Genomic DNA, 17,930 nt, shown 5'->3' with positions numbered 1-17,930 from the left:
GGGTACTCCCGACTGTTCGGCGCACCCTGCCGGCTGCTTAGCCGTTCTATGCGTGGCCGAGGCCTCACCGGACAAAACGGTCAAACTTCTTCCCGGGATGCCGTGGCGGTCAGCAGGGCGCCGACGACCCGCGAGCAGCCCTGGCCGTCGACGGCGGCCCACGCGCGGGCGGCCAGCGCGGCCCGGGTGGAGTCGTTCACGAGCAGGTCGCGCAGCAGGTCGACGGCGGCGGCCGCGTCGCCTTCGGAGTCGCGCAGGGCGCTCAGGCGGCCCAGTCCCACGGCGAGACCGCGGTCGGTCGTGCGGCCGTACCCGATGATCTGGTTGTCGACCACCCACAGCAGCGCGGCCGGCAGGCCGAGGCAGAGCAGCTCCCAGGTCGAGGTGCCGCTCGCGCTGATCGCCAGGTCCGCGTCGGCGAGCAGCTTCGGCAGGTCGTCGGTGGGTTCGATGACCTCCAGCCGCTGGCCGGCGGCGGGGGACAGGGCGAGCAACTCGGCGCGAAGCTCGTCGTCCGCCGCCACGATCGTGGCCGTGAAGTCGACGCCGGTTTGGAGCAGGAGCCGGCATGCCACCGGCGCCGCCCGGTAGGCGTCCGTGCCGCCGAAGAACGCCACCACCCGAGGCGTGCCGTGGGCCCGGGTCGGCGGGGCAGGAGGGCGAAGACTCCGCACCGCGCGACGGAGCAGGGCATGCTTCAGTCCCGCCAGCCGGATCGCGCCCGGTGCCAGCTCCGGCGCGGCTAGTTCGGCGTCGAGGTTCTGATCGACGTAGAGGTCCGCCTGCTGGCCGCGCGGGTCGCCGTCGATGATCGCGAGCACCGTGCGCCCCGACGCGCGCAGGGTGCTGGAGTGCTCGGGCGCGAGGTCGTAGGAGTCCACCACGACGGCGTCCAGCCCGAGCCGGTCGGCCGCCGCGACCAGGCCGGCCGGATCGTCGGGTGCGGGATGCCGGGGCAGCCCGCGGCTGGCGAGCTGCCGCGCCGCCCACTCCAGTCCGCCCAGGTCGCTGAGAAAGCGCACGGCCACCCCGCGGGCGGTCAGCTCCTCGGCCAGGGCCACGCAGCGGACGAGATGGCCGACGCCGGTACGCGGCCCCGCATCGCAGCGGATGCCGACGGTGAGCCTGGCGCTCACGCCTGAGTCAACTCCTTCTGACGGACGTGCGAGTTGAGGCCGACGAGCTCCGGGCGGTCGGCGAGCCAACCGGCGAGCACGCGCACCGGCACCGGGCGGTCACCGAAGTGCGCGACGACCGCCTCGATCAGCCGCCAGTCATCCACGGTGTCCAGGGTCAGGCGCAGCTGCGACAGATCCGGTTGCAGCGTCAGGCCTAGCACAGCGAAATCGTGCGGATGTGAGTACACATAGGACGTTACGTGCGTGCGGTGGTGCGCGGTGGCGAGGGTGTCGATCCGTCGCAGCACGTCGGTGCGCACGATCTCCACGTCCAGACCGCGCGGCAGCGTACGGGCGATCGACGTGCTCAGGTAGTCGAGGTTCGGTGTCGCGGCGAAGACACCGGCCGCCAACCTGATCAGCTCGGGGTCGAGCAGCGGGCAGTCGGCGGTGAAGCGCAGCACCGCGTCGGCGCCACGCCCGTCGAGCACGCCGAGGAACCGGGTGAGGACGTCGTCGACCGGCCCGCGGTGGACGGCGACGCCGATCGCCGCACACTCCGCCACCACCGCGTCGTCGCGCTCCTCGATGGTGGTCGCCACGACCAGCTCGTCGACGACGCCGCTGTCGCGGGCGGCGCGGACGACGCGGTCCAGCACGGTGCGACCGCCGAGGCGCCGCAGCACCTTGCCGGGTAGGCGGTGGGAGCCCATCCGGGCCTGGATGACGCCGACGATTCTCATGCGGGGGTCCCTATCGGTTCTTGAGGAGCCTGAAGGCCTTGCGGGCGGCGCGTGCGCCGAGCCGGGTGGCGCGCGTGCCGAGCCGGGCGATGCGATAGCCCACCCGACCGCTGAACATGTCGATCCGCAGCCGAGCCCGGCGCAGCTCGCCGTCGCGCTGGATCAGTTCGGATTCGACGTGCCGGATCCGGGCCGCCGAGTCGGCGAGCCGCTCCTCCAGGCGCCGCACCCGATCCTCGTGTTCCCGCAGCGAGTCAGGCGCGGGCAGCGGATCGGTGGGTGGCACGGCGCCCGGTGACAGTCCGGCGGCCGCCAGCAGGATGGCGGTGAGCGACGCGGTGTCGCCCGCTGCCGGCCACGGCTGCTCGTAACCGCCGGCGAGCAGCGTCGCCGCGAACCGTTGGATCGCCAGCGTGGGCTCGACCCCGAGGCGGTTGGCGTCGAAGACCGCGAACGTGTCGCCGTCGACGAGCACGTTGTCCGCGGTCGCTGCGGGCTGGTGCGCCATCCATCCGGTGAGCAGGCGCCGAATAGTGGGCAGGTCGTGCCGCAGGCACGCACCGATCAGCAGTTCCTCCAGCAACCGCCCCGGCGGCAGCTCGGCCAGCGGTCCGGCGCCGGAGACGGTCGAGGGCATGGCCACCGGGCTCGCCGGACCGTGAAAGGCCAGCGCCAGCAGCGCGGGAGCCAGCTCGGCACCGAGGCCGCCCCGGATCGCCGCCGCCGCCAGCCGGCGGGGATCGCTGAGCACCGGCCGCCCGGCGTAGGCGACTCCCATCGCGACGGACGCGGCAGCGCAGAGCGCTCCCGCCGGACCGTCGCGCAGCGTCGCCTCGTCCGCCACGAAGGTGGGTGCGGACGGCAGCGGCCAGGCGGCGGCCAGCCACGGCACGGCCCATCCTTCCGCGGCGAGGTGTGCCCGCAGCCGTGCGGGGCTGCCCGGCTTGGTGTCGTATTCGCCCACCGGGCGCCAGTCGGAGTCGGTGCGCGCCGAGGTGATTGTGGTCCGGTCGACCAGCCGGTGCACTCCGAGCTCGTTCTCGACGGTGAGCAGCAGGGCTCCGCCGGGTCGCAGGACGCGGCGCAGCGCCCGGACGCTGTCGGTCCAGTCGTACTGCGGACCCTCGACCGTGCACAGCCGGGTCACCCCGTCGAGGGCTACGACGACGTCGAAGGTGCCGGTGAGTTTCGCCAGCGATCCGCACAGGATGGTGATGGGACGGTCGCCGAGGCGGTGCGCGTCGCGATCGCCGCGGACCAGAAGTGTCACGTTCGCGCCCACCGGCAGCGCCCCGATCAGGCCGGGCTCGTGGGGGCCGGCCACCAACACCCGGCCGCCCGGCGGCACGAGCGGGCGCAGCGCCTCGATCAGGCAGCCGTACGCGGCCCCGCCGGCGGGTGCCGGGTCGGACCAGCCGGCCATCTCACCGCCGATGTGCCGCATCACCGGAGCCAACCGAGGGTCGCGCGCAGCTCGGCGGGGGAGGCGAGCACGTCGGCGCCCAGCTCGGCGCGGGCCGACTCGCGGGCCGCCGCCGGGTCCGGGAACGCGCCATGCAGCTCGGGCCACTGGCGGCGGATGCGCTCGGCGGTCGTGCGAACCTCGCCGGCGAGGTGCATGGGATCGCCGTAGACGGCGGGTTCACACCCGGCCGCCGCGCCGTAGAGCACCGCGCTGCTGAGCCGGTTGGACGCCACCCGTCGATGCCGGCGCAGCTCGGCGAGCTGGCGGTGCAGAAACCGCGTGTCCGTGTCGTGCCAACGCTGGCCGCGGTAGCCGTGGCAGATCACCCGGCCCGCCCGCTCGTAGCGGCGGCGGACGCGGCCGTCGCGGTATTCGTGCCAGTAGAGGCAGAAGGTGACCGGGCCGTCCTCGGTCCGGAGAATCTCGTCGATCAACCGCTGGTGGTCGCCGGCGACGTGCTGGCCCTCCCAGCCGTGGAACGGATACCAGATCGTGCCCTCGCGCGACGTCCCGTGCCGCGGCTCCGCGGCGAGCAGGTAGAGAAACGGCGCACCGACGGCGGTCGCGTGTCGGCGGCCCATCGACCAGGCACGCCGCCGGGTCTGTTCCGACCAGACGAAAATGGGTCGACCGGAGACGTACGGCGTGCCCGCGCCGAGCCCGTCCACCACGTTCCAGCCGTGTTGCAGATAGCCGTTGATCCGCGGCGGATCGTCCGGGTCCAGTCCGCAGTAGGCGGCCAGCACGTGTGCGTGGCCGTAGAAGTGGTTCGCGTGGTGCACGGTCTCAGCTCTCCAGAATGGTGCGCAGCGTCTCGACGACGCGTTCCTGGTCGGCGTCGGTGAGATCGGAGAAGAGCGGAAGGGACAACTGCTCGGCGTAGAAGGCCTCCGCGTTCGGACACATGCCGCGCCGGTAGCCGAGGTCCGCGTAGACCGGATGCCAGTACGCCGGGATGTAGTTGACCTGCACCCCGATGCCGGCCGCGCGCATCCGGTCGAACACCTCGCGCCGGCGACCGCCGAGGATGCGTACGGGATAGAGATGGCGCATCGGATCGACCTGGTCACGGGTCGTCGGCAGCCGTAGCCCCGGCGCGTCCGCGAGCAACTCGTCGTAGCGCGCGCTCAGCCGGGCCCGGCGCGCCTTGAAGACCGGCAGCCGGCGCAGCTGGGAGCTGCCCAGCGCGCAGAGCACGTCGGGCAGCCGGTAGTTGAGGCCGAACTCGTGCACCTCCTGGTGCCAGGCGCCCTCATCCGGGTGGCGCATCCGCGACCGGTCCCGCACCAGACCCACGGTGCGGAACTCCCGGGCCCGCCGCAGCAGGTCGGGGTCGGTGGAGGCGACCGCGCCGCCCTCGCCGGTGGTGAGGTTCTTGGTGGGGAAGAACGAGAAGGTGGTCAGGTCGGCGAGCGTCCCGACCGGCCGTCCCCGGTACGCCGACCCGATGGCGTGCGCCGCGTCCGCGATCAGCACCGCGCCGGCGCCGTCCGCGACCTTGCGGAGCGTGTCGTACTCGGCGGGGTGGCCGGCGTAGTCGACCGCCGTGACGGCCCGTGTTCGGCCGGTGATGGCCGCCTCGACGGCGTACGGGTCAAGGTTGGCGGTGTCCTCCTCGACGTCGGCGAAGACCACGGTCGCGCCGAGCATCGAGGCGGTGCCGGCGGTGGCGTAGAAGGTCATTGGCGTGGTGACGACCTCGTCGCCGGGCCCGATGCCGGCGGCCGCGTACGCCGTGTGCAGCGCCGCCGTGCCGCTGCTGACCGTGACGCAGGGGCTACCCGTGACCGCGGCCAGCTCCCGCTCGAACGCGTCGACTCGGGGACCGGTGGTCAGCCAGTCGCTTCGCAGCGCCGCGCTGACCGCCTCGATGTCGGCGTCGGTGACGTTCTGCCGCCCGTACGGCAGCATCACTTGTCTCCGACGAGGTCGCGCATCTCGTCGACCTCCAGCCACAGGTCGTTGTTGTCGGAGCGGTAGTTGAAGCCGTCGGCGACCGGCTCGCCGCCCTGCGGGATGCGGTAGCCCCAGCTCGCCACGACCGGCTGCACCACATAGCGGTCCGGGAAGCGCAGCGTCCGGCGGCTGTCGTCGGCGGCGATCATCTCCTCGTGCAGCTTCTCGCCGGGCCGGATGCCGGTCTCGTGCGTGGGCGCGTCCGGCGCGACCGCCTCGACCAGGTCGAGGATGCGCATGCTCGGGATGCGGGGCACGAACAGCTCGCCGCCCTGCATGACGTCGAAGGAGTCCACGACGAACCGGACCGCCTGCTCGAGGGTGATCCAGAACCGGGTCATCCGCTTGTCGGTGATCGGCAGGCTCTTGCCCTCGGCGTTCAGCCTGCGGAAGAACGGCACGACCGAGCCGCGGCTGCCCATCACGTTGCCGTAGCGCACGACCGCGAAGCGGGTGGGGTGGGTGGCGGCGTAGTGGTTGCCCGCGATGAACAGCTTGTCGGCGACGAGCTTCGTGGCGCCGTACAGGTTGACCGGGCTGGAGGCCTTGTCGGTGGAGAGCGCGACGACCCGCTGCACGCCCGCGTTGATGGCCGCGTCGATGACGTTCTGTGAGCCGTTGATGTTCGTCGCCACGAACTCCGACGGGTTGTATTCGGCCGTGTCGACCTGCTTGAGGGCCGCCGCGTGGATGACGTGGTCGACGCCGTGCATCGCCCGGTCGAGCCGGTCTTTGTCGCGGATGTCGCCGAGGAAGAAGCGCAGCCGCGGATCGTCGCCGAACAGCTGGCGGACCTCGTACTGCTTCAGTTCGTCGCGGCTGAACACCACGATGCGTTGGGGGTCCAGATGCTTCAGCGCATGGCCGAGGAAGGCCCTGCCGAACGAGCCGGTCGCGCCGGTGACCAGGATCGACGATCCACTCAACACACTCATTCTGATAGCTCCCGGGGGTCGGCGCGGGCAATGATCCTCGCAGCATTCGCCAGCGGAGCATAACTATGCTCACGCGCAATTCCAGGGGCTGGCAAAGATGGCGATGGCAATTCACGCCTTGTTCAGCTTCGATTGGTCGCACCGTAGCCACCGCTGGGGCAAGGTGAGTTCCTCCGTTCGTCCGCCCCGGGAGTAAACCGTGATTGAGCTGCAAAGACTGCGTGAAGCGTTCCGGACCTCGCTGGACCTTCCGCCGGACGCACCCGTGGACGACCTGCATTATCAGGACAACGAGAAGTGGGACTCACTGGCGCACATGTCCCTCGTCGCGGCCATCGAAGATGAATTCTCGGTAATGATCGACACCGATGACGTCATCAATATGTCCAGTTTCCAGGAAGCTATGCGAATTCTCGGTAAATACGGGGTGGACTTCGATGCCTGAGCGGGTCGCGCTCGTGACCGGTGCCTCCCGGGGCATCGGCCGCGCGACCGCGCGGAAGCTCGCCGAGCGGGGCCACGCTCTCGTCCTGCACGGCCTGCGTGCCGACGCGATCGGGGAGACGGCCGACGAGCTCGCCGGCAAGTACGGCGTCGAGGTCGTGCCGACGCATGGCGACGTGGCGGACCCGGAGACCAGCCGGGCGATGACGCGGGCCGCCTTCGAGCGGTTCAAGCGCCTCGACGCGCTCGTGGTCAACGCCGGTATCCACGCCGGAGGCATGCTCGGGATGACGGATGCCGCCACGGTGCAGCGGCTCTTCGCCGTGAACGCGGCCGGGGCGGCGTACACGTTGCAGGAAAGCGTGCGGTTGCTGCGCCGCGGTGACCGGCCGGCGGTGGTGCTGATCTCCTCGATCACCGGCACCGAGGGTGCGGCGGGTCAGGCCGTCTACGCCGCGTCCAAGGCGGCGGTCAGCGGCCTCGCCCGTTCGGCCGCCAAGGAGCTCGGGCCGCGCGGCATCCGGGTCAACGCCGTGGCACCCGGCTTCATCGCCACCGACCTGCTCGACACGCTCGATGACGACGGCCGTGCCCAGCGGATCGCGGACACCGCCCTCGGCCGACTCGGCGAGGCGGACGAGGTGGCCGACGTCGTGGCCTTTCTGCTCGGTCACGAGGCCCGGTTCGTGACCGGCCAGGTGCTCGGGGTCGACGGAGGACTCGTCCTGTGAACCTGTTCCATCCCCGGGCCCGCGTGCTCGACGCCGCCACCGGCGAGATCCTGCACCCCGGTCAGGTCGAGGCGGCGGCGACCGAGTATGGGCGGCTCCCGCCGGGTGTCGTCTTCGCCCTGACCCCCACGGAGGTTGGAGCGGTCGCGCGCTATCTCGGCGCGCTCGCCGCCCGCCGGCCCGTCGCCCTGCTCGATCCGGGCCTCGACCGGAACTCGTTGTTCACCCTGATCGCGCGGTTCGGTCCCGTGCTGGTCACCGGGGTCAGCACGGCGCCGCCGGAGGGCTACCGCGCTGAGGCGGACACGTGGATCCGCGAGTCCGCGGCCGTCGAACCGCACCCGGAGCTGGCCCTGCTGCTCACCACCAGCGGGTCGACCGGCGACCCGAAGCTGGTCCGGCTGTCCCGGGCGGCGGTGCTTGCCAACGCGGTCGCGATCGGCGAGAGCCTCGGCATCACCGCCGAGGACGTGGCGCCGACCACGCTGCCGCTCTTCTACACGTACGGCCTTTCCGTCCTCAACAGCCATCTGCTGCGCGGCGCGACCGTGGTGCTGGAGCGCGGCGGCATGCTCCAACGCGAGTTCTGGCAGGCGGTGGCAACGCACGGCATCACGTCGCTCGCCGCGGTGCCGTACCAGTACGAAATGCTGCGCCGGCTGCGGTTCGACCCGGCCGGTCACCCGAGCCTGCGGACGCTCACCCAGGCCGGCGGGCGGCTGCGGCCCGAACTGGTCGAGGACTTCGCCCACCGGATGGCGGCCGTCGGCGGCCGACTCTTCGTCATGTACGGCCAGACCGAGGCGACCGCGCGGATGACGGTGCTCCCGAGCGACCGGATCGCCGACAAGCTCGGCAGCGCGGGCCTGGCGATCCCCGGTGGGTCGCTGTCGATCGCGGACGGCGAGGTCGTCTACCACGGACCCAACGTCATGATGGGGTACGCCGACAGCGCCGCCGACCTGGCCCGGGGCGACGACCTCGGCGGCGTCCTGCGCACCGGCGACCTGGGACACCTGGACGACGAGGGCTTCTTGTTCCTCACCGGCCGGCTCAGGCGCATCGGCAAGGTCTTCGGCGTGCGCGTCAACCTGGACGACGTCGAGCGCACCCTCGCCGCTCACGGCACGATCGCCGCGGTAGCGGGCGATGACAGGCTGCACGTGTTCGTCGAGGGCGCCGACGCGGCCGCGGCCCGCACGGTGCGCGAAGAACTGGCCGGCTTCCTCGACACCCACTTCTCCGGCCTCGACGTTCGCGGCATCGACGCGCTGCCGCTGCTGCCGACGGGAAAGATCGACTACCGGTCGCTGGAGGCCCTGGTATGAGCGTCTTCACGCTGGGGCTCCAGGAGCGGGAGACGCTGCTGCTCAAGGAGCTGTCCGAGCTGACCGAGCACCACCGGGACCGCTGCGTCGAATACGACCGCATCCTCGTTGCCCAGGGTTTCACGCGCGCGGGAACCGTGGCCGAGCTGCCGTGGTTGCCCGTACGCCTCTTCAAGAACCTGGAGTTGAAGAGCATCCCGGACGCCGAGGTCTTCAAGGTGCTCACGTCGAGCGGTACGACCGGCGAGGTCAGCCGGATCCACCTGGACAAGGCCGCGGCGTCGGCACAGACCCGGCAGCTCGGCGCCACCCTGCGGACCGTGCTCGGGCCGAAGCGACTGCCGATGATCCTCGCCGACTCCAAGGGCATCGTGCGGGACCGCCGCTCCTTCAGCGCCCGCGGCGCCGGCGTGCTCGGCATGGCGACCTTCGGCCGGGACCACGCCTGGGCGCTCGACGACGACGGTTTGCCGGACGTCGCCGCACTGCGGACGTTCCTGGAGAAGCACGGCGGCGAGCCATTCCTGATCTTCGGCTTCACCTACCTCGTCTGGCTGCACCTCTACGAGGTCGCGCGCGAGCACGCCCTCGATCTGAGCAACGGCATCCTCATCCACTCCGGCGGCTGGAAGAAGCTGGTCGAGCGGGCGGTGCCGCCGGAGGAGTTCCGTCGACGCCTGCGCGACGACACCGGCCTGGCGAGGATGCACAACTTCTACGGCATGGTCGAGCAGATCGGCACGGTATTCCTCGAAGGGCCGTCCGGCGGCTCCCTCTACTGCCCCGACTTCGCCGACGTCATCATTCGCGACCCGCGGACGTGGCGGGAGCAGCCGGTGGGGGAGCCGGGGCTGATCGAGGTGGTGAGCACGCTGCCCACCTCGTACCCCGGGCATGTGCTGCTCACCGAGGACCTGGGCGTGCTCGACGGCGTCGACGACGGCGACTGGCCGGGCAAGCGATTCTCCGTGCTCGGCCGGCTTCCCCGCGCCGAGGCACGCGGTTGCAGTGACACCTACCGGGAGGCCCCATGAGGTTCCGCTTCGGTGCGCCGGGAGAGCTGACCGCGCCCGCGGACGTACGGCTGACCGTCGGCGATCCCCGGGTCGTGGACTTCCTGAGCCGTTTCGCGCGCCGCTTGCTCGCGCCCGCGGTCGCACGGCGTCACCCGGAGCTCGGCTCGCTCGGCTACTTCCTGCGCCCGGCCGAGCTGAGCCGGGTCGCGGCCCGGATGCGGCGCGGCGACGACACGTACGTCTTCCCGCGCGGCAACGTCTTCCATCTCCCTCCGGCCAATGTGGACACCATCTTCGTCTACTCGTGGGCACTGTCCGCGTTGGCCGGCAACCACAACGTCGTCCGCATCTCGTCCCGCTCGGCCGGTGCCGCCGAGACCGTACTCGAGGCCCTCAACGCCACCCTCGCCGACGCCGACCCGGTGATCGGGCGCACCCAGCGCATGGTCACCTACGGGCGCGACGACCGGCTGACCGCGGAGCTGAGCGCCTGGTGCGACCTTCGGGTCAGCTGGGGCGGCGACGCCGCCGTCACGGCGATCCGCCGACATCCGCTGCGACCCTCGGGGCGCGACCTCACGTTTCCCGACCGTACGTCCTGGGCGGCGCTGTCCGTGCCCGGATGGTTCGGCGCCGATCCGGCCGCCCGCCGCGCCGCCGTGACCGGGTTCTCCAACGACGCGTACTGGTTCGATCAGGCCGCCTGCTCCTCGCCCCGGACGGTGTTTCTCGTCGGCGGTGATCCGGCCGAGGCGGAGGTGGTCCGGGAGGAGTTTCTGACGCTGCTCGGCGAGATCGTCGTCGACCGGGGCTGGGCGGTCGACGCGGCCATGGCGGTGGAGAAGCGGGTCCACGCGTATGGCCTCGCCGCGAGCGGTGCGGTGTCCGCGGTCGGCTTTCCGAGCAACTCGGTGACCTCGCTGTCGCTGACCGGGGTGGCCAGGGCGCCACGGCGCTGGATCGGCGCGGGCGCGTTCCCCTTCGCCCACGTCGCCGACCTGGGCGAGTTGGTGCCCGCCATGACCCGGCAGGACCAGACCGTCAGCCACTTCGGCTTCGCACCGGCCGACCTACGGGCGTTCGCCGCCGCACTGGCCGGGCGCGGCGTCGACCGGATCGTGCCGTTCGGCGCGGCGCTCACCTTCAGCGCGATCTGGGACGGCTACGACCTGCCGCACGAGTTCACCCGGCTGACCAGCCTCGCGATGTAGGAGTCGCCGCCAGTCGCCCGGCGACCGCGGCGTGGATCATCTCCGCGCAGCCCTCCATGGGATCCGGCTCGCTGACGCCGAGATAGTTCTTCGTCGCCGCCACCGCCAGGCGCAGTTCCGGATAGAAGCCGGCCAGGCCGCCGCCGTTGCCACCCCAGCCGATGCGTCCGGAGTCCGGCTGGGCCACGTAACCCAGCGTCTTGGGCAGCTCGTCGCCGGTCGCCCAGTCGGGTCCGTCCGTGCCCACCGTGCTGATCAGCTTGAGCCGTTCCGGGGAGATCAGGCGCACGCCGTCGACCTCGTCCATGAGGGCGGCGTACAGGCGGGCCATGCCGCGGGCGCTCACGCTGGCCGCGCCCGGGATCCCCGCGCACAGGATGTCGCGGCGGTTCGCGAGCGCCGGACCGGGGCGCACCTCGGGCGGCGAGACTTTGTCGAAGTTCTCGAGGCTCGCGCTGAGCTTGTCCAGCGCGGCCGTCCAGTTGCGGTCCGTCAGCCGGGCCACCCGGTTGAGCTGCTCCGGAGGCACGCCGACGAACAGCTCCCGGTCCGCGCCGAGCGGCCGGGCGAGCTCCTCGGCGATCACAAAGCCGATCGGGCGGTGGATGGCGCGGTGCACGACCTCGCCAAGCAGCCAGCCGTACGTCCACTCGTGGATTCCGTGCCGGGTGCCGGGCGGCCACACCGGCGTCGACGCGGCGATCGTGCGGCACATCCGATTCCAGTCCAGGAAGTCCTCGGCCGTGGTGTACGACGGCAGCGCCGGCACCCCGGCCGCGTGCAGCAGGACGTGCCGCAGCGTCGTGTCCTGCTTGCCGTGGCGGGCGTACTCGTGCCACACGTCCGCGATGCGCAGGTCGTAGTCGAGCAGGCCGCGCTCGACGAGGACGTGGACGGCGGTGCTGGTCAGACCTTTCCCGATCGCGGGACTGGGGAAAGTCGTCTCGGGGGTGACGAGGGCGCCGGTCGACTCGTTGGCGACGCCGGCGGCGACGCTCACGATCAGCCGCCCGTCGAGGTAGGCGGCGACCTGCATGCCGATCTCCCGGCCGGAACCAACGAGCATCTCTGCCCGGCGCTGTACGTCCCGCTGCAGGTCAGTCCAGTCCTTCACGGCCTCAGCATCGCGCACCTGGCGACCGCCGCGAGGCAGATCGGCGCAGGTCACAACGGTGGGGTTAACCCTACCGTCGATCGGGCGGCCACCGGGATCGGTCGGCGGGACCGAGGTGCCTACCGTCTAGTGCATGACCACCGCCCTCGTACCAACGGACGCCCCGGCCCGGCGGGTGCTCCGGCAGATCGGCCTCGACACGCAGTTCATCCTGCTCGGCTTTCCCCTGGGCATTGTCGCCCTCGTGGCCTGTGTGACCGGGTTCGCCGTGGGCCTCAGCACGGCCGTCATCTGGGTCGGCGTGCCGATCCTGGTCGGCACGCTGATGCTGGCCCGCGGGCTCGCCACCCTCGAGCGGGCCAGGATCGCCCCGGTGATCGGCCGCCGGACGCCGCATCCGTACTACAAGCGGGTGCCCGCGGGCACCGGCCTCGTCAAGCGGCTGCTGACGCCGCTCAGCGACGGCCAGGCCTGGCTCGACCTGCTCCACGGCATCCTGCGCTTCATCCCGAGCACCATCGCGTTCTCCTTCGGGCTGATCTGGTGGGCCGGCACCCTCGGCGGCCTCACCTTCCCGCTCTGGCAGTGGTCGATCCCCCGGGGACCGGACAACAGCGACCTGCCCGAGTTGCTCGGGCTGGGCGATGCCACGTCCACCCGGATCGTTTTCCACCTGGCCCTCGGCTTCTTTTTCTTCGGCACGCTCTACCCCGTGCTGCGCGGCTCGGCGCTGCTCGAGGGGCTGTTCGCCCGCGCCCTGCTCAGCGGCGTCAACGAGCTGCGCGAGCAGGTCGCCGAGGCCGAGGCGGCCCGCGACACCGCCCAGGCGCAAAAGGCCGCCGCGGTGTCGGCCGAGGCCACCGCGCTGCGCCGGCTCGAACGCGACATCCACGACGGGCCGCAGCAGCGCCTGGTCCGGCTGGCGATGGACCTCGGTCGGGCCGAGCAGCAGTTCGCCACCGACCCCGACGCCGCGCGCGCCACGGTCGCCGAGGCCCTGACCCAGACCCGGGAGACCCTGGACGAGCTCCGGGCGCTGTCCCGCGGCATCGCCCCGCCGATCCTGGTCGACCGGGGGCTGCTGGCGGCGCTGACCGCGCTCGCGGGACGCTGCACCATCCCGGTCGACCTGGACGCCCCGCCGATGGAGCGGCTCGAACCGGCGGTGGAGACGACCGCCTACTTCGTGGTGGCCGAGGCGCTCACCAACGTCGCCAAGCACAGCCACGCGGCTGAGGTGCAGGTGAGCGTGCAGCGGGCGCCGACCGGGCTGACCATCACCGTCGCCGATGACGGGGTGGGCGGCGCGAGCCTGGCCAAGGGGCACGGCCTCGCGGGTCTGGCGGACCGCGTCCAGGCGGCCGGCGGCGTCATGGACGTGCGCAGTCCCCAGGGTGCGGGCACCACGCTCACGGTCGCCCTGCCGATCTAGGGGCTAGTCTCGTCGGCATGCGGGTGGTGATTGCCGATGATGCCGTGCTCCTACGCGAGGGCCTGGTCAGGCTGGTGGAGGAGAACGACTGCACCGTCGTCGCGGCCGTCGGCGACGGTCCGTCGTTGGTCGATGCCATCGTCGAGCACAAGCCGGACGTGTCCATCGTGGACGTCCGGATGCCGCCCTCCCACACCGACGAGGGTCTGCGGGCGGCCGTCGAGGCCCGCAAGCAGGTGCCCGGCAGTCCGATTCTGGTGCTGTCGCAATACGTCGAGGTGGAGTACGCCGACGACCTGCTCGCCGATCGGCTCGGCGCGGTGGGCTACCTGCTGAAGGACCGGGTCTCCGAGGTCGCGGACTTCCTGGACGGCCTGCGCCGGGTGGCCTCCGGCGCGACGGTGCTCGACCCGGAGGTCGTCGGTCAGCTCCTGGTCCGGCGCCGGCGGGACGACCCGCTGCGCAACCTGACCCCGCGCGAGCGGGAGGTGCTCGGGCTGATGGCGGAGGGCCGGTCCAACACCGCGATCGCGCGCAAGATCGTGGTCACCGAGGGCGCGGTCGAGAAGCACGTCCGCAACATCTTCACCAAGCTCGACCTGCCACCGGACGAGGAACAGCACCGCCGCGTCCTCGCCGTCCTGGCCTACCTGCAGGGCTGACGAAGGGGCACCCGCCGCGGCGGACGCCCCTTCCTCCGTACCCCAAGAAGTCAGCTCTTGAAGGCGTCCTTGATGTTCTCGCCGGCCTGCTTGAGCTTCGAGCTGCTCTGGTCGGCCTTGCCCTCGGCCTCGAGACGCTCGTCGTCGGTCGCCTTGCCGACGCCCTCCTTGACCTTGCCGCCGAGCTCCTCGGCCTTGTTGTCGATCTTGTCGTCGGTGCCCATCGAAACCTCCCGGGGAGTGGTGCCTACGCGCACCTCATACCCCGGCGAGCGTCGCGCAATCCTTCGGTCAGGCCGTGGGAACGGTCTCGCTGGGCGCCGCGGACGGCATCAGGGACTGCTTGGCGGCGAGCAGCTCGCTGAGGCGCGCCGGCGGCATCGGACGGGCGAAGTGGTAGCCCTGAGCCGCGATGTAACCCAGCGACAACAGCTGTTCCGCCTGGTCCGCCGTCTCCACGCCCTCGGCCACCGCGTGCAGGCCGAGCGCCTGCGCCAGGTGGATCACCGCCGCCGACACCGGCGGGCGGTCGTCGACCTGCGACTGGGTGAAGGAGCGGTCCAGCTTGATCTCGTCGATCGGGCAGTCATGCAGCAGCGTCAGCGTCGAGTGGCCGGTGCCGAAGTCGTCCAGCGAGACCCGGACGCCCATGGCCCGCAGCCGCAGCAGGTTGAGGACGGACGGGCCGGGTTCCAGCGCCATCGTCTCGGTGATCTCCAGGACCACCCGTTCCGGCGCCAGGTCGAACTCGGCGAGCAGGCCGCCCACGTGCTCGGCGAAGCCAGGTTCCCGCAGGTCACGGGCCGACACGTTGACGTTGAGCACCCGCGGTGCCCCGTCGCCGTGGATGGCGTTCCACTCGGCCAGCTGGGCGAAGGAGGTCCGCATGACCCAGTGCCCCAGCAAGACGATGAGGCCGGTGCGTTCGGCGACCGGGATGAACGCGTCCGGCGCCAGCGTGCCCCGGACCGGGTGGGCCCAGCGCACCAGCGCCTCGGCGCCCATGATGTGGCCGTCGTCGAGCGAGACGATCGGCTGGTAGAGCAGGAAGAGCTGGTCGTTGTCGATCGCGTAGCGCAGCTCCGCACCGAGGTCGGTGCCGGTCACCGCCATGCTCGGCTCGTAGTGCAGGCAGGCCGTGCCGGGTAGGTTCTTCGCCGCGTACATCGCGATGTCGGCGTGGCGCAGCAGCAACGACGGCTGATCGCCGGTCCGACCGTCCGCGATGCCGATGCTGGCCCGGATGGGCAGCTCGTGGCCGTCGGCGTAGACGGGCTGTTGCAGCGCCCGCATCATCCGGTCGGCGGCCAGATCCGCGGCGGCCGGGTCCGCGTCGTCGAGCACCACGACGAACTCGTCGCCACCGAGGCGCGCCACCGTGTCCTCGGCCCGGACGCAGCCCTCCAGCCGCTTCGCCACCCCGACCAGCAGCAGGTCGCCGACCTCGTGCCCGAGGGTGTCGTTGACCTCCTTGAAGTCGTCGAGGTCGATCAGCGCCACGGCCACCGGCCGGTCACCGGGAGCGGTCAGGGCCTTCTGCAGGCGGCTGTGGAACAGGATGCGGTTCGGCAGCTCGGTGAGGGCGTCGTGGGTCGCGCTGTGGTCCAGGCGGGCGAGCAGGCGGTTGTTGTCCCGGAACGCGGTGAGCTGGCGGAGCACCACGAGGGCGGTGAGCAGGACCGCGGAACCGACCACCACGGCCTCGTCGTCGCTGTTGGTCCAGGTCACGTAGATCAGCAGCCCGTCGACGGCGGCGACCGCCGCGTACGGGAGCAGGCTGACCGACCGCCGCCGGGGTGCCACGGCGCCGCGCCGCTTGCCGGTCTGCGCCGCCCGCTGCCGGGCGGCCGCCAACATGGCGATGTAGTAGACGATCGGCGTGCTCCACATGTCGGGGAACAGGTGGGGGTCCACCGCCTCGAACGGGCCGCGGAACATCGGCGCGACCGCACCCACGAACATCGCGACGGCGAGCAGCCGCAGCGCGCCGTTGTCGATGTGGCCGTGGCTCGACAGGACGAACTTGGCCACCGCGAACACGGCGAGCAGGGCGATGCTCGTGACGAACAACGACAGGTAGATGGCCTTGTCGTCGCCCTCGTCCAGCGCCCACCGGGTGGAGAAGTGCCAGAAGAACACGGCGGCGGCGAGCATCAGGGTGCCGGCGTCGAGCACGACCCGGAACAGCTCGCCGTGCGAGTGGCGGTCGAGCGGCAGCCGGAACAGCGCAAACATGATGATCATGACGCCGATGGCGCAGGTGACCAGCATGACCGGGCCGGTCTGAAGCCCGCGGGGCTCCTCCTCGGCGAGCACGTCGACGGCCTGCGAGGCCACGCCGACGCCGATGAACACCGCCGCGACGGTCAGATGCCGCCAGAAGCGCCGCGTGGGCTCCGGCAGGGACTCGGTCCGCGCCGTACGCCGCAACCCGATCACCAGGATGACCGCGCCGGCCACGGTCGGCAGCCAGAGCAGCGCCCGCGGGCCGACCGGATGCACCAGGTTGACCAGGAACCAGAGGACTGCAGCCAGCGCACCGACGCCGGAGGCACGCAGCAGCCGGTCCGTTGTGCCCACGCCCTACCCCCTCCAGCTACCGATCCGGTACTGCCTCCATCGGTCGCCAGGCGCCGCGCGTGAGAATTTGCGCACCGACTCACCACGGACGTGTTCCGGACAGCCGCAGTTTCGGTATTCGTCATCCGGGGGGTCGAGCGTGATCGGCATGAATACCGTGCTGCTGTCGGTGATCGTGCCGGTGTACCGGGTCGAGGGCTACCTGTACCAGTGCCTCGAGTCGATCCGCGCCGGGCTGACCGCCGAGGAGTCGGCGTTTGTCGAGGTCATCGCGGTCGACGACGCGTCGCCGGACGGCTGCGGGGCGATGCTGGACGCGTACGCGGCCCGCCACGGCGACCTCCGCGTGGTGCACCTGAGCCACAACGTGGGCCTGGGGCGGGCGCGCAACGCCGGCCTGGCCGAGGCGCGCGGCGCGTACGTGTGGTTCGTCGACAGCGACGACTGGCTCCCGGCCGGCTCGGTGCGCGCGGTGCTCGACCGCCTGCGCGCGGAGCGGCCCGACGTCCTGCTGGTCGACCACCTGCGGGTGCACGAGAACGGCCGGTTGGAGAACGACGCGAGCAGCGAGGCGCTGCGGGATCCCCGGCTACCCAGCCTCATCAAGGTGCAGCACACGGCCTGGAACCGGATCGTGCGCCGGGCCATGCTCGAGGACCTCGGCCTGCTCTTCCTGCCCGGCTGGTACGAGGATGTGCCGTTCAGCAACCCGGTGTTGATCGCCGCGGAGCGCGTCGCCGTCCTCGATCGGGTCTGCTACCACTACCGGATCGGGCGCCTCGGGGCTATCACCGCCACCCGCAGCGACCGCCACTTCGAGGCCTTCGACCAGTACGACCGGTTGCTGTCCTGGATCGAGGCGCGCGATCCCGAGCCGTGGCTCCGTCACCAACTGTTCACCCTGATGGTCAACCACCTGCTGGTGGTCGCGGGCAACGACGGCCGCCTGCACCCGGGCCGGCGCCGGGCCTTCTTCAAGCGCCTGGTCGGGCACTACCGCCGCTACCTGCCGGAGGGGTATCCGGGGCACCCGGGCATCAAGCACCGCCTGGTCCGCCTCGGCAGCTACCCGCTCTACGCCGGGCTGCGGCAGGCCTACCGGGTCGCCAAGCGCGGCCCCGACCCGTCACCTCCGGTTCGCCCGGCCCTCGCCTCGTCGTCACAGTCGGCTCAAACGGCGACCATACGGTGACGC

The 17,930-nt window shown here is 71.6% G+C and carries 17 protein-coding genes; 8 read left to right on the top strand and 9 right to left on the bottom strand.

All coding sequences use genetic code 11. The features are described 5' to 3' along the window. Positions 1-80 precede the first annotated feature (80 nt). From AB0M36_RS25805 to pseB, 6 genes are read right to left on the bottom strand one after another with little or no spacing between them, the layout of a single operon-like run. Positions 81-1,136 (bottom strand): spore coat protein, encoded by a 1,056-nt coding sequence (locus tag AB0M36_RS25805; RefSeq protein WP_364161823.1) that lies wholly within the window; start codon positions 1,134-1,136, stop codon positions 81-83. Beyond that, positions 1,133-1,861, bottom strand: a complete 729-nt coding sequence (locus AB0M36_RS25800) for an NTP transferase domain-containing protein (RefSeq protein WP_364161820.1) — start codon at positions 1,859-1,861, stop codon at positions 1,133-1,135. The genes AB0M36_RS25805 and AB0M36_RS25800 overlap by 4 nt, the downstream gene beginning before the upstream one ends. 10 nt (positions 1,862-1,871) lie before the next feature. Further along, positions 1,872-3,305 carry a hypothetical protein gene (locus AB0M36_RS25795; protein WP_364161817.1) on the bottom strand — a complete coding sequence of 478 codons (1,434 nt, stop codon included), beginning with the start codon at positions 3,303-3,305 and terminating at the stop codon, positions 1,872-1,874. Further along, a complete protein-coding gene (locus AB0M36_RS25790; protein WP_364161814.1) occupies positions 3,305-4,108 on the bottom strand; it encodes a hypothetical protein in 804 nt (267 codons plus the stop codon). Before AB0M36_RS25790 ends, AB0M36_RS25795 begins: the two co-directional genes overlap by 1 nt. Positions 4,109-4,112: 4 nt before the next feature. Next, positions 4,113-5,237 (bottom strand): aminotransferase class I/II-fold pyridoxal phosphate-dependent enzyme, encoded by a 1,125-nt coding sequence (locus AB0M36_RS25785; RefSeq protein ID WP_364161811.1) that lies wholly within the window; start codon positions 5,235-5,237, stop codon positions 4,113-4,115. Then, the gene (pseB, locus tag AB0M36_RS25780) at positions 5,237-6,211 is read right to left on the bottom strand and encodes a UDP-N-acetylglucosamine 4,6-dehydratase (inverting) (protein WP_364162376.1); all 975 of its coding nucleotides are present in this window, start codon (positions 6,209-6,211) and stop codon (positions 5,237-5,239) included. The genes AB0M36_RS25785 and pseB overlap by 1 nt, the downstream gene beginning before the upstream one ends. 208 nt (positions 6,212-6,419) lie before the next feature. Here pseB and AB0M36_RS25775 point away from each other — a divergent pair, with 208 nt between their 5' ends. Genes AB0M36_RS25775 through AB0M36_RS25755 form a run of 5 tightly spaced genes read left to right on the top strand, consistent with a single transcriptional unit; the run spans position 6,420 to position 10,947 of the window. Then, positions 6,420-6,662: an acyl carrier protein gene (locus AB0M36_RS25775; protein WP_364162373.1), complete on the top strand. Its 243-nt coding sequence runs from the start codon at positions 6,420-6,422 to the stop codon at positions 6,660-6,662. Continuing rightward, the gene (locus AB0M36_RS25770) at positions 6,655-7,392 is read left to right on the top strand and encodes an SDR family oxidoreductase (protein WP_364161808.1); all 738 of its coding nucleotides are present in this window, start codon (positions 6,655-6,657) and stop codon (positions 7,390-7,392) included. The genes AB0M36_RS25775 and AB0M36_RS25770 overlap by 8 nt, the downstream gene beginning before the upstream one ends. Beyond that, on the top strand, positions 7,389-8,720 hold the full coding sequence (locus AB0M36_RS25765) for an AMP-binding protein (RefSeq protein ID WP_364161806.1): 1,332 nt from the start codon (positions 7,389-7,391) through the stop codon (positions 8,718-8,720). The genes AB0M36_RS25770 and AB0M36_RS25765 overlap by 4 nt, the downstream gene beginning before the upstream one ends. Continuing rightward, entirely contained in the window at positions 8,717-9,754 is a 1,038-nt protein-coding gene (locus tag AB0M36_RS25760) for an acyl-protein synthetase (RefSeq protein WP_364161803.1), read from the top strand. Before AB0M36_RS25765 ends, AB0M36_RS25760 begins: the two co-directional genes overlap by 4 nt. Continuing rightward, on the top strand, positions 9,751-10,947 hold the full coding sequence (locus tag AB0M36_RS25755) for an acyl-CoA reductase (protein ID WP_364161800.1): 1,197 nt from the start codon (positions 9,751-9,753) through the stop codon (positions 10,945-10,947). The genes AB0M36_RS25760 and AB0M36_RS25755 overlap by 4 nt, the downstream gene beginning before the upstream one ends. Here AB0M36_RS25755 and AB0M36_RS25750 read toward each other — a convergent pair. Further along, positions 10,919-12,061: a serine hydrolase domain-containing protein gene (locus tag AB0M36_RS25750; protein WP_364161797.1), complete on the bottom strand. Its 1,143-nt coding sequence runs from the start codon at positions 12,059-12,061 to the stop codon at positions 10,919-10,921. The genes AB0M36_RS25755 and AB0M36_RS25750 overlap by 29 nt on opposite strands. A 133-nt stretch (positions 12,062-12,194) precedes the next feature. Here AB0M36_RS25750 and AB0M36_RS25745 point away from each other — a divergent pair, with 133 nt between their 5' ends. Further along, positions 12,195-13,493 carry a sensor domain-containing protein gene (locus AB0M36_RS25745; RefSeq protein ID WP_364161795.1) on the top strand — a complete coding sequence of 433 codons (1,299 nt, stop codon included), beginning with the start codon at positions 12,195-12,197 and terminating at the stop codon, positions 13,491-13,493. A gap of 17 nt (positions 13,494-13,510) precedes the next feature. Continuing rightward, entirely contained in the window at positions 13,511-14,155 is a 645-nt protein-coding gene (locus tag AB0M36_RS25740) for a response regulator transcription factor (protein ID WP_364161792.1), read from the top strand. A 50-nt stretch (positions 14,156-14,205) separates the two neighbouring features. Here the strand turns inward: AB0M36_RS25740 and AB0M36_RS25735 are convergent, their stop codons facing one another. Together AB0M36_RS25735 and AB0M36_RS25730 are read right to left on the bottom strand one after the other, a co-directional pair. Continuing rightward, positions 14,206-14,379: a CsbD family protein gene (locus AB0M36_RS25735; protein ID WP_097329123.1), complete on the bottom strand. Its 174-nt coding sequence runs from the start codon at positions 14,377-14,379 to the stop codon at positions 14,206-14,208. Between the two features lie 67 nt (positions 14,380-14,446). Then, positions 14,447-16,735, bottom strand: coding sequence for an EAL domain-containing protein (locus AB0M36_RS25730; protein WP_364161789.1), 2,289 nt, complete (start codon positions 16,733-16,735; stop codon positions 14,447-14,449). Between the two features lie 148 nt (positions 16,736-16,883). On the opposite strand from AB0M36_RS25730, the gene AB0M36_RS25725 reads away from it, so the two are divergent. Further along, on the top strand, positions 16,884-17,927 hold the full coding sequence (locus AB0M36_RS25725) for a glycosyltransferase (protein ID WP_364161786.1): 1,044 nt from the start codon (positions 16,884-16,886) through the stop codon (positions 17,925-17,927). Positions 17,928-17,930: the final 3 nt, after the last annotated feature.

The organism is Actinoplanes sp. NPDC051346, assembly GCF_040682215.1.
Lineage (GTDB): Bacteria > Actinomycetota > Actinomycetes > Mycobacteriales > Micromonosporaceae > Actinoplanes.
This window is presented reverse-complemented; position numbering and strand designations above follow the sequence as displayed.

What these genes read in the sequence shown, in the direction of transcription:
- AB0M36_RS25785 (WP_364161811.1), bottom strand. Translation starts at nt 5,237, where the DNA reads ATGCTGCCGTACGGGCGGCAGAACGTCACCGACGCCGACATCGAGGCG.
- AB0M36_RS25725 (WP_364161786.1), top strand. Translation starts at nt 16,884, where the DNA reads ATGAATACCGTGCTGCTGTCGGTGATCGTGCCGGTGTACCGGGTCGAG.
- AB0M36_RS25755 (WP_364161800.1), top strand. Translation starts at nt 9,751, where the DNA reads ATGAGGTTCCGCTTCGGTGCGCCGGGAGAGCTGACCGCGCCCGCGGAC.
- AB0M36_RS25795 (WP_364161817.1), bottom strand. Translation starts at nt 3,305, where the DNA reads ATGCGGCACATCGGCGGTGAGATGGCCGGCTGGTCCGACCCGGCACCC.
- AB0M36_RS25770 (WP_364161808.1), top strand. Translation starts at nt 6,655, where the DNA reads ATGCCTGAGCGGGTCGCGCTCGTGACCGGTGCCTCCCGGGGCATCGGC.
- AB0M36_RS25760 (WP_364161803.1), top strand. Translation starts at nt 8,717, where the DNA reads ATGAGCGTCTTCACGCTGGGGCTCCAGGAGCGGGAGACGCTGCTGCTC.
- AB0M36_RS25740 (WP_364161792.1), top strand. Translation starts at nt 13,511, where the DNA reads ATGCGGGTGGTGATTGCCGATGATGCCGTGCTCCTACGCGAGGGCCTG.
- AB0M36_RS25735 (WP_097329123.1), bottom strand. Translation starts at nt 14,379, where the DNA reads ATGGGCACCGACGACAAGATCGACAACAAGGCCGAGGAGCTCGGCGGC.
- AB0M36_RS25800 (WP_364161820.1), bottom strand. Translation starts at nt 1,861, where the DNA reads ATGAGAATCGTCGGCGTCATCCAGGCCCGGATGGGCTCCCACCGCCTA.
- AB0M36_RS25745 (WP_364161795.1), top strand. Translation starts at nt 12,195, where the DNA reads ATGACCACCGCCCTCGTACCAACGGACGCCCCGGCCCGGCGGGTGCTC.